Origin of the sequence: Granulicella paludicola, assembly GCF_025685545.1 — a bacterium.
GTDB classification, from domain to species: domain Bacteria; phylum Acidobacteriota; class Terriglobia; order Terriglobales; family Acidobacteriaceae; genus Granulicella; species Granulicella paludicola.
This window is the reverse complement of sequence record NZ_JAGSYC010000026.1, coordinates 229358-242008: the sequence shown is the minus strand read 5'-3', so window position 1 is coordinate 242008 and position 12651 is coordinate 229358. Positions and strand designations below refer to the sequence as shown.

The following is a 12651-nucleotide window of genomic DNA, read 5'->3' as shown; positions in this document are numbered from 1 at the left end:
GGGCCCTTGTCCTTCGGGGGAATTCGCTGACCTTAGCGATGGCCGCCTGCCACGTGTCCGCCGCTATCGTGACTCTCGGTGGCGTGGAAGCTCTTGAAGTTGTCGGGGTGGTGCTGAGGGGCTCCGTGGCCGGGCATGGGGCCATGGTAGCCGTGGCGAGGATCGAACGCCGTGTTCACGCCGCCGTGGAAGTTGGCGGGACCATGGAACCAGCGACCAGCGCCGATGAAGACGCCGCCGTTGAACCATTCAGGGCCGTAGTAGCCGTAGGGGGCGCAACTGTAGGGCGCATAGTCGTAGTAGCCGTAGGGGCATTGCGGGGGAGCGCCGATGCTGACGGAAATCTGGGCCTGGGCCTGCGGGGCCATGGCAGTGGCGAGCGTACCGACGGACAGAGCGGCAAGGGCGGAGAGAGCAAACCGGGTCATACGCATTTCTGATGTCACCTCGATGACATAGGAGCGCATGACCCGCTTTTGCGTTGTATATCGCACTAAGAATAAATAATGCGTGAGAGTGGAACTTTTTCCAACGATCTGCGGGCGTTGATTCGGGGAGGTTAGCGACTTGGTTTCCGCGCGATATTGAACTTCTTTTTGCGGGGCGGAACGGGTTTCTTGAGCTGTGCCGCCTCGGGCAGAGTCTTCTTGCGCTCCACCTTCTTGCCAGCTGCAGCGCGGTTCAACGCCTGCACTTCGCCCTGGGTGAGTTCGCGGAAGCCACCCGGAGGGACGTCGAGGGTGAGCGCGCCGTAGCCGATGCGGCGGATCTTCTCTACGTGATGGCCGATCTCTTCGAACATCTTGCGAAGCTGGCGATTGCGGCCTTCGATGAGGGTGACGGAGAACCAGGGATTTTCGCCGGAGCGGACCTGCTCGATCTGCGCGGGCTGCGTGAGGACGCGGTCGCGGCGACCGGAGGAGCGCGTGTCCGCGAGGCGACCACGATCAATCATGATGCCGCTGCGGAGCTGGCCAATGGCCGCATCGGTGGGGGCACCGGAGACTTTGACGAGGTAGGTTTTGAGCACGCCGGTGGCGGCTTTGGAGAGCTTGTTGGCGAGGTCGCCGTCGTTGGTCATCAGCAGCAGGCCTTCAGAGAGGTAATCGAGGCGACCGACGGGATAGAGGCGTGGGAACTTGGAGTGCTCGCCGATCTGCTTCTTCTGGCGATCCTGACCGAGAAGCTGCATGACGGTGGGGCGATGCTCGGGGTCATCGAGTGTGGTGACATAACCGCGCGGCTTGTTCACCATGAAGTACTTGGTGGGTTCAGGGCCATGGAGGAGTTTGCCGTCGACGCGGACGTGGTCGCGACCGACTTCGGCGCGGGTGCCAAGTTCGGTGATGGTCTGGCCGTTGACCTGAACGCGGCCATCGAGGATGATCTGCTCGGCAGCGCGGCGAGAGGCGATGCCTGCCTGCGCGAGGATTTTCTGCAGGCGGTCGCCTTTGGGGGCTTCCTTTTGAGGAGCTTTCGGGGAGACGGGCTTTGCGGGCGCTTTAAAAACCGCCTTGATGGGGGACTTACTCATGGGATTTGGCTTTCTGACTGCGGAGACGCTCATCGCTGTCGTGCGGACATTTTGGAAACGCCCTGATCTCATACTAATGTAGCTGGGGTATGCGGAGGGAGATGGATATGGAGAGCGTTTCGGGAAAAGCGGGAATCAGCGTGGTGACGCAGGAGCAGCAGAGTGCGGGGACGGCGCAGACGTCCGGATCGCAGCGGTTGGTGGCCATACCGGGGGAGCAGGGGATCGCTTCGGGGATGTGGGCTGGGACGTTCCGCGTGCAACCGGGCGGGCGGACGGGAATCCATCACCATGGCGCTCAAGAGACGGTAGTGTATGTGCTGGCGGGTGAGTCGCTGGTGCGTTGGGGCGAACGAGGGGAGCATTCGGCGACAGTGCGTGCAGGAGATTTCGTACACGTGCCGGCCTGGGTGGTTCATCAGGAGATCAATCCGTCAGCGACGGAGACCTTCGAATGGGTGGTGGTGCGGAGTACGCCAGATCCAATTGTAGTGAATCTGGCGGACTCGGTGTGGGACTGAAAGGCTTTAGCGGCGGCCTCTGCCACCGGAGAAGATTGTCGTGAGCGCGAGGAAGATGTTCAGGCCATCGAGGTAGATGCTGACGGCGAGTTCTGTTGCCGTGGCTCCATCGCCGCCATTCTTGATGCGCATGAAGTCGACGAGAAGCAGGACACTGAAGATCGCCAGCGACGCCCAGGAGTAAATCGTCGGGTTGACGAAGTGGAAGAACATGCCGAGGATGCCAACCAGCACGAGGACTAGCAGAGCGGCGAAGGCGTAGTTGGCGACGCGACGGTAGTCGAAGCTGACCACCTGCGCGCCGATACCGATGCAGGCCATGCCTACGGCGGTGGTAACCGCAGCGTTGAAGACGATGGAGATGCCGACGGCTCCCATGTGAAGGAGGCTGACGATCCACGGGGCGATCTCGATGCCCATGACGAAGGCGAGCATGAGGAACAGGCCGAGCGCGAGGGGCGGGTTTTTACGGGCGGCGCGGACACCGAAGATCAGTGCGAAGCTGGCGATGAAGCAGATGAGCAGCAGCCCTGAGGAGTAGAAGGACGGGGCGAGAAACACGCCGACTCCGGTGACGAGAAAGCCGAGCGACGAGATGAGGAGCACCTTGCCGAGGAGCGAAGTGGTGGCCTGCGTGCGGCCTTCGATGACGATGGGATTGGAGCGCGTGCCGGGATACATGGTTGGGCAACCTCTCTTGATTATGATACGCCTGAGGCGCGGAAAGGTGAGCGAGAATCACTCAGATGTTACGCGATGAGCGTGGATCAGATGGCGGGGTAGGGCGGTTCTTTGCTGTGGGGCGCATCTCCGCGGGGCCGAAGAGCGGCGTCAGGGCGAGGGGACAATGGAGCATCCGGAGGATTCTCATTGTCGCCTTCGGGGGTGGAGATTGTCTCCGGCTCGTCGTCAGGCGGCTGATCGTGGTCAGGATGGGGAAGGGGCTGCGAGCTCATGCCAAGTGAGATGCAGGATGCCAGCAGGAAGTCAACAGTAACGATTGGCGCCTAACCGTCGGTTGGCTCGTGCTTGTGGCCTTCGGGATGAGTGGAGTCATCCGACATCAGGTCCTCGGGTGTCTCATGGAGGGTGTGGGTCGGTTCCAGAACGGCGTGGAGCTCGTCGAGGGGAGCGGAGTCCTCTACATGATCTGACTCCGAAGGTGTTTCCGATTCGACTTTCTCCTCGGGTTCGGCTGCGGCCTCTTTCTCTGCGGTTTCTTCAGGAGAATCGGTATGGATAGCTTCCGGGTGTGGCTGGTTCTCTTCCATGTCGATCTCCTCCTGGACAGCCTCGTTCAACTCACCAGCCATCTTTTCAAACTCTTCGATGCTGGGAAGCTCGTTGATGTCCTTGAGACCGAAGCGGAGGAGGAAGTCCTTGGTGGTCTTGTAAAGGATCGGGCGGCCGATCACCTGCTTGCGGCCCGCGGTCGTGACGAGCTTACGCGTCATGAGTGAGCCGAGAGTACCGGCAGACTCGACGCCGCGCACCTCGGTGACCTCGGGGGCGGTCACGGGTTGCTTGTAGGCAACGACGGCGAGGGTTTCGAGCGCCTGGAGCGATAGTTTGAGGGGTGGTTTCAGAGACTTCACAAAGCCGCGGACGGCGTCATGATATTCAGGCTTTGTCGCGAAGCGGAAGCCGCTCGCGACTTCTTTCACCTCGAAGCCGCGGTCGCTATTGGCGTATTCAGCGATGAGCTGATCAAGCAGATCGCGGAAGTAGTCGCGCAGCTTGCGCGCAGCGAGTTTTTGCTCCGCGGCGAGGGTCTTGGCGCTAGGCTCGGTGTCTGCTTCCGCCGTCGCTTCCTCAGCGGCAGGCGCAGACTCCGGTGAGGATGGCACCTCTGCGGTGGATGCGTCGTCGGTCGCTTCCGGCTCAGCCGCAGTCGTCTCTTCCGACACGGGCTCAGATACTTCTTCGGTATCGAACACTTCGGCGTTCAGGTCATCCTGATCGGGCGCGGAGTCGTCGTCGCCGGTGGTGGTGCCGAGCGTGAGCTGGTTGGCGGCGAGCACGTCGAGCTCGGCTTGTCCCTCTTCTCCGAGGAGGCCGATGAGCTGGGCGAGGGTTACCGGTTCTTCCGATGCGTAGATGACGGCTTCAATTTTGGCTTTAAGGCTCATGCGTTGGCTTCATTAAACGGGAAACGGTGCAGGGTTGAGTGTACCAACCCTGCACCGTGAGGTGGATAACCGTGTGGGTTACTTGGCGATCATGTTGAAAACGTAGAACAAACCGGCGGAAAGCAGCGCGGCGGCCGGGAGAGTGAAGACCCAGGCCATCGCGATGTTGCGGATGGTGGACATCTGCAGACCGCTCTTGTTGGCCGCCATGGTGCCTGCAACACCAGAGCTGAGGACGTGCGTTGTGCTTACGGGAAGTCCGAATCCGTCGGCGAGACCTATGGTGATCATGGCCGTGATCTCAGCGGAGGCACCCTGAGCATAGGTGAGGTGTGTCTTGCCGATCTTCTCGCCGACAGTGACCACGATACGTTTCCAACCGATCATGGTGCCGAGGCCGAGAGCGAGTGCCACAGCAACCTTCACCCAAGTCGGGATGAACTTGGTGGACTTGTCCAGGAACTTGCGATAGTTGCCGACTATCGCGGTATCGTTCGCGCTCATAGCGGGAGCGTCAGGCGTCTTGGCCAGCAGGGCGAGGGTGGCGCTGGTCTCGTACATCTGGTTGCGGACATTGGCCTGCATCGATGCCGGAACGTTGCCGAGCGAGCCGTAGGAGCTGGCTTCATTGCGGATGTCGACGACGCGCTGTTGTAGAGCGGTAATGACCTGGGGCTCATACTTCTTGGTGGTGAGGAAGTTGTTGAGCTCAGCGTCGGGATCGCCGATGGGGGTGGAGTCGGTCTCGTAGTTGCTGAGCGCTCCCGCAACCTGCGTAGAGACGGCTGCGAAGGTCTGTACCTCGCGGGCGCTGACGGTGTGGTTCAAGGCGTAAGCGGTGGGCACCGTACCGACGAGGATCAGCATGATGAGGCCCATGCCCTTCTGGCCGTCGTTGGAGCCGTGGAAGTAGCTAACGCCGCCGCAGGTGAGGATGAGCAGGCAGCGAATGTAGAACGGCGGCGGCTCTGTGCCTTCAGGAGCTTTATAGAGGCGCGGATCGCGGGCTACGAGCTTGAATACGAAGAAGAGGAGACCAGCCAGGACGAACCCTACGACCGGCGAGACGAGTAGCGCGGTGAAGACCTTCTTCACCTGCGCCATGTCGATGCCGCTTAGGCCACCATGACCCTGCATCAGCGAGTAGGCAAAGCCCACGCCTAGAACGGAGCCGATCATGGTGTGCGAGCTGGAGGCTGGAAGGCCTCGCCACCACGTGGCAAGGTTCCAGAGGATTGCTGCGATCAGCAACGCGAACACCATCGCGAAGCCGGAGCCGGAACTCACCTTCAGGATAAGCTCGACTGGCAGCAGGTTCACGATGGAATAGGCAACCGTGCCAGTGGAAAGCAGAACGCCGATGAAGTTCATGATGCCGGAGTAGACCACGGCAACGTGCGGTTCGAGCGAGTGAGTGTAAATGACGGTAGCGACGGCGTTTGCCGTATCGTGGAAGCCGTTTACGAACTCGAAGCCCAGCGCGATAAACAGTGCAACGCCCAGCAGAGCGAACGGGAAGACGGAAGCGGAATGAACGAGCTTCAGGTCGTTGCCAAGATGCGTGGCGATGTAGGCAATACCGGCAACGAGCATGAGCGCGAAGATGCCACCGCCCCATTTACCGGCGGAGGACTTTTCGAGCTTCTGATCGAGCATGGACTTGGTGTATTCGGATTCAACCTGGGGAGGGGTCGCTGAGGTAGACATATATCTGGATTCGCTTTCGGAGCGCGCTTATGTGGAGTGAAGTGCTGAACGCGATCAGGTTAGTCGCCTACATGTTGCGAGGATGTGAACAGCCTGTAATTTTCGAGGCTATTTGCACGAAAGGGTTGTAGTACATCGAACCTGAGATCAGATGCGGAGACATGGCATGACGGCGCTGAAGATTGTGCGCGGAGATATCACCCGGCGCCCCGTTGACGCTATCGTCAATGCTGCCAACAGTTCGCTCGCGGAGAAAAATCCTGCTTTCGTTCGCGGCAACTCCTGCTCGGTTATGCGACGTTCTGGCTGGCAGGGTTAGTAGCAGCCAACGCCTACTCGCCTGGGATGTGCGCGTAGGTGTTGGGCCAATCGGCGAGGATTTTGTGCAGCACGGTGCTGCCGCAGAGATAGGCGGCTTCGAGCGAGACCTTGCTGCCGATGTAGGGCGCGGTGAGCGATTCAACGGGCTCGTGGCCGGGACGCTGCATGGAGTAGTTGCTGCCGGTGCGTAGGACCAGCACGCGGTTGATGTCAACGCGATGGAGAGCATTGAGCCTCTCCATCGCGCCCATGAAACCGGAGTCTTCCATCTCGGTCATGGCAAAGGTACCCTTGCCGTTGGTCCAGAGACGGACCCAGTCTTCGGCAAACTTGTTCATGATGGCACCGTGCCAGTAGTAGTCGCTGGCGAAGGTGTCGCCAAGCAGAACGAAGGGTGGCTTCTGCGCGTTAGGAAAGCCTGTGAATGTCGCGCGAAAGGCGGCGACCTTGTCATCATCCATCAGCTTGAGATCTTTGGTTTGGGCGAAGGCCCAGGCGACGAGTTTCGGATTCAGCGTGTAAAGGTTCGAGCGGTGCCAGGTAGGAGCATCCGTGGTCTTTGGGTTCGGCTCGATCGCTCCGGTGGGGAACAGACCGTACGGCCACGCCTTGGGGGCCTCGCGGGGATCGATCATGCGAACTACGTCGCCAACGACGTAGTTCGCCCATGCAGCAGAGCCGATGGAGGCGACGTCCGGGTTAACACCCGCGATGCCGTTGATCAGGAAATAGGTGTGGGTGAGGTCGAAGCGCGGATCTAGGCCGAGCGCCATGGTCGACGCGGTCGCATTGACGAGCGTGGTGCCGGAGAGCATACCGAGCACGGTGTGTTCCTTGTTGGTGCGGAGGGCGTGCTGGCCGGGAGGGAGGACGGCGCCGCCGGGGAAGTCGACGACTTCGGTGAGGTGCTCGCGCTCGACCCAGAACTGGTACTCGCCCGGTATATCGCCGATGTCGTTGCCGACTTCAAACGTAGAGATAATGACAGCGCGGATGGGCCAGGGTTTTTGTTCCTGCGCGTTCAGCGCGAAGGGCGAATAGAGCAGCGCGAGGACGAGGGCGAGGGTGGATACACGAAGACGGCGAGCGCGCATGGCGAGGCTCCTTACAGGTGCTAAGTGACAGTCGGAGTCTCTAGGGTAGCGCATTCGCCTGGTGGGAGTGCCGTGATCCTCACGTGGCGAGGTGTCGCTGAGCGAGCCTGAGGAAGTTTGCAGTCATGGTGCAAGCAGAACCGAGCCTCATGCCCGCGTCGACCGTGGTCCGAACGGGCGAATGGATGTCTCGGTAGACTGCGCCAGGGATGCCGAGGTTCGCGAGGCAAGCGGGCACCAATGAGACGCCAAGACCGGCCGCGACGAGCCTGATCACAGTGGGGAACTGCGGTGCGTTCTGCACGATGTTCGGCGTGAAGCCAGCTCGCTCGCAGCAGGCGATGGTGCGGTCCCACGCGAGCGCGCCATGGCTACGGGCGAAGAGGATGAACGGCTCGGTGGCGAGGTCTTTCATCCGGAGCGTGGCCTTCGCTGCGAGCGGGTGCGATTGAGGCAGCACGGCAAGGAAACGCTCTTTGAGCAGGGTTTCAACATGGACGCCTTCGGTGGGGTCGCCGTCGCGAAGGAAGCCGAGGTCGATGGATCGATCGAGCAGGGATGCGATCTGCGCCGCGGTGGTGAGCTCGCGCAGTCGCAGTTCGACGCGCGGAAAACGGCGGCGATAGTCTTGTATGGCAAGCGGCAAGTTGGTGAACATGATGGAGCCACTGAAGGCTACGGTGAGGGTGCCTTCTTCGCCGCGACCGATGCGGCGGACCTCGGCCATGTCGTTGCGGATTTTATCGAGTGTGGCTTGCGCGCGGGTGGATAGGAGCTTGCCTGCAGGTGTAAGACGGACTCCTCGCGTGGAGCGTACGAAGAGTGGATAACCCAGGTTCTGCTCCAGCTTGCGGATCTGCTGGCTGAGGGGCGGCTGCGCGATGCCCAGCTTTTTGGCGGCACGAGTGAAGTGCAGCGTCTCGGCGACGGCCAGAAAGTAGCGGAGCTGGCGAAGATCGATCTCGTCATTCATATGTTTTATATATAAATTAGCAACTTTCAACTATTGGACATCTTAGACCGTTCTTCGTAGTGTGTGGATACGGAGGATGTTGCGATGGTCGATACCGAGCGAGAGATTGGAACAAGGCTCTTTCAGGATGGTGATGAAGAGGCGTTCCGCCTGCTGAACGAGGAATGGATCACGAAGTACTTCAAGTTGGAAGAGAAGGACCGCTACACCCTGAAGCATCCGCGTGAGGTAATTCTCGATAAAGGCGGCGAGATTGTGTTCGTCACGCTCGATGGCGAACTGGTGGGCTGCTGTGCGCTGGTGCCCATTGCGCCCGATGAGTACGAGGTCGCGAAGATGGGAGTCACCGAGAGCGCGAAGGGTCTTGGCCTTGGTCGGCGCGTGCTTTCAGCAGCCATTGAAGAAGGCCGCCGAAAAGGAGCAAAGCGCTTGTACCTGGAGACGAGTCAGAAACTCGCGCCTGCGCTGAATTTGTATGCGGCACTGGGCTTTAAGCCGGTGCCTGCGGAGCGGCTGACTCCGTCTCCCTATGTGCGCGCGGATGTTTTTCTGGAGATGTGGTTCTAGGAACGGGCAAACGTAGCAACGCGCGGGAAGCTCCGCGGCGTCGCTACGTTTGCCCGTGCTCTACTTTCCTGCGATGACATCGTTCTTCTCGACGGGTATGCGGCGAATCTCCTCCGCGGAGAGGTTCGTGTGCGAGGAGACCATTTGTATGGGCAGGCGGCGGAGCCAGTTATTCAGCGTGAACTCCTGGAAGCTGTCGGCCTTGAACAGTTCAAGGAAGACAAGGTCCTCGGTGCCGGTGTTTTCGATGTAGTGACCAGCGACTGGTGGAACGTATCCAACATCGTTGGCGTTGAAGTCCATGGTGCGGGCGCGGCCTGGCGGCATAAAGACAGTCATGCGACCCTTACCTGCAAGGTAGAACTGCCACTCGCTCGCGTTGGGGTGCCAGTGCATCTCGCGGATAGCGCCGGGCTTCAGGACGACGAGACCCGCTGCGATACTCTTGGACACGGGGAAGTTACTCGAGTCGACGACGCGCACCTCGCCCCCGGGTGTGGTCTTGTTCGGTTTCATCGCCTCCATTTTGAAGGTGTATTGCTGCTGTGTGATGGGGCCAGACTTCTCAATCTCTTCGCGGTCTGCGGCGAGCGAGCCAGGCATCTCCGCTGGGAAGATGTAGAGTTCGCGCTTGGGCAGCTTTGCGATCGACGCTGCGGAGAGGTTTGAGTTCTTCGTGAGAACTTCATCGGGCGTGTGCGCCATCCATTCGGAGAGCAGGAAGGTACCGTCTTCGGAGAAGTTGCCTTCGTCGAAGACGAGCAGGAACTCGCAGCCATCGGGTCCGAGACCCTGGATGGAGTGCGGATAGCCAGCAGGAAAGAACCAAAGGTCCCCTTTTGCAACGTCATCGACGAACATGGTGCCGTCGGGGTTGAGCACAGTCACGCGGGCGTTGCCGTAGAGCATGAATGCCCACTCGTCAGCGGTATGCCAGTGAAGCTCGCGGAAGCTGCCCTTGGTAAGGCGCATGTTCACTCCCGCGATGTCTTTGGAAGGTGGCAGTTCGCGCTGCGTAACCTGGTGCGTCCAACCGCCTTCTTCCACGCGCTTGCGGGCGAGATCGAAGGAGTACCAGATGGGACCGATGTCGCCAAAGTCCGTCTCGGGCGGCGTATTCGTGTTGGGGTTCTCGTCCAGCAGTGGCTTGTTTTCCTGTCCAGGATTGCTGATGCCGTTGCCGTGTTCTCCGGCATGAATCTGTGAGCGTTGCTGCGCGCCAGCAACGGCAGCGGTGCCGAGAGCGGCGGCCAGCGTGAGAGTGCTCTGGCCGAGAAAACCACGACGGGAGTAGGTCCTGGGCAGGCTGAGGGGTGATCCGGGGTCGGTGGTCATGCTCATGGTGAATCCTCCTGCAAGCCGAGATGCCTTAAGGCCTGCGTAATCATTCGATGCCATCAGCGCTGATTCGTCCAATCATATGATTGGCTCTCTGTGATTGGTTTTATCTATTACAAACTGCGGTCCGTCGCAATGCCGAGAAACGAGCGCAGCAGCGGTGTTTCTCGGTCTTTGCGTGTGGCGATCGCAATCTCGGAGACGCCGAGCGAAAGCGGGAGTGTCTTGAACACGACGTCTCCGCGCTGAGCCAGCACGATCGCTCGAGGAAGAATCGCAATGCCGACACCCGCTGCGACAAGCGCGACAGCGGTGAACATCTCGCCGGTCTCCTGCACGATGTTGGGAGAAAATCCTGCGTCGGTGCAAAGGCGAATGATGGAGTCGAAGAAGCCGGGTGCCCACTGGCGTCCGTAGGCAACGAAGAGTTCATCACGAAGGTCAGAAAGTCTGACGCGAGCACGCTTGGCAAGTGGATGGGACTTGGGGAGCACGATGGCGAAGGGTTCGCGATTGATCACGCGGAGATTCAGGTCTTCATGCTGCAAGGGCAGACGAACAAAGCCGATGTCGACGGTGCCGTCGCGAAGTCCCTGCAGTTGCACGGAGGTGCGCATGTTGCGAATTTCGAGGGAGACTTGAGGCAACTTTCGGCGCACGGTGGAGACGATGCGGGGAACGATCTCCAGCGCAGCCGAGGAGACGAAGGCGATACGCAAATGGCCGACTTCGCCGCGCGAGGCTTTCTGAACGCGGACAATGGCCTGCTCCGCCCGAGCGAGCGTGGCGCGCGCTTCTTCGACGAAGACTTCGCCCTCCGGGGTAAGGCGTACGACTCGGCGGGTGCGGAAGAAGAGCGTGACGCGAAGCTCTTCTTCGAGGTTTTGAATCTGGCTGCTGAGGGCAGGCTGCGAAAGATGCAGATGCTCTGCCGCGCGGATGAAGCTGAGGCGCTCGGCGACGGCAAGGAACGATCGAAGATGTTTCAGCTCCATGTCGCCTCCGTGCTGTCGCCCCGCTGCTGCTTACCGCGTTGTCCCAAAGGCGGCTGAGGGTGTCAAATCTGAGTCTTCCGCTTCCTTCAGGCCCATGCGTTTGATGAGTCCGTTAGCGGTCGTATAAACGTGCCACACGTCACTATCGGAGAGGATGTCGCCCGCCAGATTCTTCACTACCTGGTGAACTCTTACCTCTGTCTTGCCATCTTCGCGTTCGATAACCTCGATCGGCTCCACATGAGGATCAAACTCGCTCCACTGGCGTTGCCAATAGGAACGGATCTCCTCTTTTCCGACGACACGACCACCCTCGGATGCCTTGGGCCAACTGACGTCCTCACACATGAGCGCAAGCGCGCTTTCGATGTCACGTTGATTGAAGGCTTGGTAGGCGTTGGCTATCAGCGTCTTCGTGCACATGGTGAAACCTCCAGATTGCACTGTTGCGGGTGAGATTAGCTCCAGTCGTCGCGGACGGCGGCCTGGTCGGCGATGACCTGCTCGAAGCTGTCGGACTTCTTTACCAGAATGTCCCCGAGCTGCTGCATTTGGCGCAGCACAATGGCCTGCAGACGAACGAGTTCGAGCATGGCGAGGAAGGTGCAGATCAGAGCTCGCTCGGATTTGCTATTGCCAAGCATCTTCCGCAGACTGATCGGGCGATCTTCCATGATGAGGCGTTGTTTGACGAACTGAATCATCTGCGCAACGGTGACCGATTCCTCGTCGATGGAATGGATGGGGCGATCGCGCAGCCGCTGCAGGACATCTTGAAAGACACGGACGAGGTCTACGGTGTCAGCATCGATCTCGCGTTCTTCATCTGCGGAGACGATGCCCTGGTCCTTGAGAAAGGTCTTCAGTCCCGGTTGCGTCCAGGAAGCATCTTCGATGAGTTGCTTCTGCTGCAACATCTGTGCAGCCGCTTTGAATCGCTCGTGCTCCAGCAGACGTTCGACGAGCTCGCGGCGAGGATCGTCCGCTTCGCCGCCAGCGACCTCTGCGGGATCACGTGGCAGCAGCGTCTTTGACTTGATGTGGATGAGAAGTGAGGCGACGTAGATAAACTCACCTGCGGCGTCGACATCGGTCTGCTTCAGGTGGTGCGTGTACTCAAGGAACTGCGCGGTGATCTTCGCAATAGGAATGTCGTAGATATCGATGTTCTGCTTGCGGATCAGATCGAGCAGCAGGTCCATCGGGCCTTCGTAGACGCGGCCTACGGTGATGGAAAAGGGCGACTGCGAAGCCTCTTCTCGGGCTTTGTCTTTCTCATTGCCGCGACCGCGCGCAGGCTTTTCAGGCGTGGGTGGAGGCGTGGGCGGATGTTCCAGCGCGAAGGGGCGAGCCGGGTTCGCCGGCTGTGTGCCTTCAGGCGCGGCGTCTTCGGCCTGCGGTCTCTGCTGGTCTTCGACAGCCGCAGATGTTGCGGCCTCTTCGACTTGATCGGGCATGTTGTTCTCTTCGGG

At 60.1% G+C, this 12651-nt stretch carries 15 protein-coding genes; 3 read left to right on the top strand and 12 right to left on the bottom strand.

The features are described from left to right. Positions 1-32 precede the first annotated feature (32 nt). Both OHL14_RS16575 and OHL14_RS16570 read right to left on the bottom strand, forming a co-directional pair. Entirely contained in the window at positions 33-434 is a 402-nt protein-coding gene (locus OHL14_RS16575) for a hypothetical protein (RefSeq protein WP_263380488.1), read from the bottom strand. A 125-nt stretch (positions 435-559) separates the two neighbouring features. Continuing rightward, the gene (locus OHL14_RS16570; protein ID WP_263380487.1) at positions 560-1534 is read right to left on the bottom strand and encodes a pseudouridine synthase; all 975 of its coding nucleotides are present in this window, start codon (positions 1532-1534) and stop codon (positions 560-562) included. Between the two features lie 107 nt (positions 1535-1641). Here OHL14_RS16570 and OHL14_RS16565 point away from each other — a divergent pair, with 107 nt between their 5' ends. Next, on the top strand, positions 1642-2055 hold the full coding sequence (locus tag OHL14_RS16565) for a cupin domain-containing protein (RefSeq protein WP_263380486.1): 414 nt from the start codon (positions 1642-1644) through the stop codon (positions 2053-2055). Positions 2056-2061: 6 nt separating this feature from the next. Here the strand turns inward: OHL14_RS16565 and OHL14_RS16560 are convergent, their stop codons facing one another. From OHL14_RS16560 to OHL14_RS16545, 4 genes are all read right to left on the bottom strand, one after another. After that, positions 2062-2736, bottom strand: coding sequence for a Bax inhibitor-1/YccA family protein (locus tag OHL14_RS16560; protein ID WP_263380485.1), 675 nt, complete (start codon positions 2734-2736; stop codon positions 2062-2064). Between the two features lie 86 nt (positions 2737-2822). Beyond that, positions 2823-3011 (bottom strand): hypothetical protein, encoded by a 189-nt coding sequence (locus OHL14_RS16555; RefSeq protein WP_263380484.1) that lies wholly within the window; start codon positions 3009-3011, stop codon positions 2823-2825. A 51-nt stretch (positions 3012-3062) separates the two neighbouring features. After that, positions 3063-4184, bottom strand: a complete 1122-nt coding sequence (gene scpB / locus OHL14_RS16550; protein ID WP_263380483.1) for an SMC-Scp complex subunit ScpB — start codon at positions 4182-4184, stop codon at positions 3063-3065. A gap of 78 nt (positions 4185-4262) precedes the next feature. Next, positions 4263-5891 (bottom strand): inorganic phosphate transporter, encoded by a 1629-nt coding sequence (locus OHL14_RS16545; protein WP_263380482.1) that lies wholly within the window; start codon positions 5889-5891, stop codon positions 4263-4265. A 166-nt stretch (positions 5892-6057) separates the two neighbouring features. On the opposite strand from OHL14_RS16545, the gene OHL14_RS16540 reads away from it, so the two are divergent. Next, positions 6058-6210 (top strand): hypothetical protein, encoded by a 153-nt coding sequence (locus OHL14_RS16540; protein ID WP_263380481.1) that lies wholly within the window; start codon positions 6058-6060, stop codon positions 6208-6210. Positions 6211-6223: 13 nt separating this feature from the next. Here the strand turns inward: OHL14_RS16540 and OHL14_RS16535 are convergent, their stop codons facing one another. Continuing rightward, entirely contained in the window at positions 6224-7306 is a 1083-nt protein-coding gene (locus OHL14_RS16535) for a purine-nucleoside phosphorylase (protein ID WP_263380480.1), read from the bottom strand. A 79-nt stretch (positions 7307-7385) separates the two neighbouring features. After that, positions 7386-8279 (bottom strand): LysR substrate-binding domain-containing protein, encoded by an 894-nt coding sequence (locus OHL14_RS16530; RefSeq protein ID WP_263380479.1) that lies wholly within the window; start codon positions 8277-8279, stop codon positions 7386-7388. Positions 8280-8363: 84 nt separating this feature from the next. Between OHL14_RS16530 and OHL14_RS16525 the strand changes: the two genes are divergently transcribed. After that, positions 8364-8846 (top strand): GNAT family N-acetyltransferase, encoded by a 483-nt coding sequence (locus OHL14_RS16525; protein ID WP_263380478.1) that lies wholly within the window; start codon positions 8364-8366, stop codon positions 8844-8846. 60 nt (positions 8847-8906) lie between these two features. Here OHL14_RS16525 and OHL14_RS16520 read toward each other — a convergent pair whose 3' ends face one another. From OHL14_RS16520 to OHL14_RS16505, 4 genes are all read right to left on the bottom strand, one after another. Next, complete coding sequence (locus tag OHL14_RS16520) at positions 8907-10187, bottom strand: cupin domain-containing protein (RefSeq protein WP_263380477.1); 1281 nt, start codon at positions 10185-10187, stop codon at positions 8907-8909. Positions 10188-10297: 110 nt separating this feature from the next. After that, the gene (locus tag OHL14_RS16515; RefSeq protein WP_263380476.1) at positions 10298-11179 is read right to left on the bottom strand and encodes a LysR family transcriptional regulator; all 882 of its coding nucleotides are present in this window, start codon (positions 11177-11179) and stop codon (positions 10298-10300) included. 30 nt (positions 11180-11209) lie between these two features. Next, the gene (locus tag OHL14_RS16510; protein ID WP_263380475.1) at positions 11210-11602 is read right to left on the bottom strand and encodes a nuclear transport factor 2 family protein; all 393 of its coding nucleotides are present in this window, start codon (positions 11600-11602) and stop codon (positions 11210-11212) included. A gap of 35 nt (positions 11603-11637) precedes the next feature. Beyond that, positions 11638-12636, bottom strand: coding sequence for a segregation and condensation protein A (locus OHL14_RS16505; RefSeq protein WP_263380474.1), 999 nt, complete (start codon positions 12634-12636; stop codon positions 11638-11640). Positions 12637-12651 lie beyond the last annotated feature (15 nt).